This window comes from Neoluteolibacter marinus (genome assembly GCF_014904755.1).
Taxonomy (GTDB): Bacteria; Verrucomicrobiota; Verrucomicrobiia; order Verrucomicrobiales; family Akkermansiaceae; genus Haloferula; species Haloferula marina.
The window spans coordinates 1-536 of record NZ_JACZFQ010000324.1 but is presented as its reverse complement, the minus strand read 5'-3'; the positions used below and the strand labels follow the sequence as shown (position 1 = coordinate 536).

At 69.4% G+C, this 536-nt stretch carries 1 protein-coding gene; it reads right to left on the bottom strand.

What is annotated here, in order from left to right:
* Positions 1–93 precede the first annotated feature (93 nt).
* Positions 94–363 (bottom strand): 30S ribosomal protein S15, encoded by a 270-nt coding sequence (rpsO, locus tag IG178_RS25095; RefSeq protein WP_006214488.1) that lies wholly within the window; start codon positions 361–363, stop codon positions 94–96.
* Between the last annotated feature and the right edge of the window lie 173 nt (positions 364–536).

Genomic DNA, 536 nt, shown 5'->3' with positions numbered 1-536 from the left:
CGGCGGATGTGGCGGGATCCGCGCCCGTAGACCACGAGCGGGACCGCCGCGAGCTGCGTGGCGGCCCCGCCCGAGGCAAGGGTCAGAATGCGATCAGCGGCGCAGGCCGAGACGCTGGATCAGCGAGCGGTAGCGCTCGATGTCCGTGTTCTGCAGGTAGGTCAGCATGCGACGACGGCGACCGACCATGGCCATGAGGCCGCGGCGGGTGTGGTGGTCGTGCTTGTGCGACTTGAGGTGCTCGGTCAGATCCGAGATCCGGCGAGTCAGGACCGCGACCTGGACCTCGGGCGAACCGGTGTCGCCCTCGTGGGTCGCGTACTCCTCGATGATGGACTGCTTGACAGCTGCGTCGAGTGCCATGTGTGAACTCCTTCGGGGTCCAGTGCCGTGCGTCCCGGCTGCGAAGGTGATCGCGCCGGGGCAGGAGCTCGCACGAGAGGATCGTGCGGACTCAGGGGCCCGTCCGCCACGGACTGCAGGCGGACCGCCGATCATGGTAGCAGGCGCGCGCCACACGGGCTGTGAGCCGGACG

What these genes read in the sequence shown, in the direction of transcription:
- rpsO (WP_006214488.1), bottom strand. Translation starts at nt 363, where the DNA reads ATGGCACTCGACGCAGCTGTCAAGCAGTCCATCATCGAGGAGTACGCG.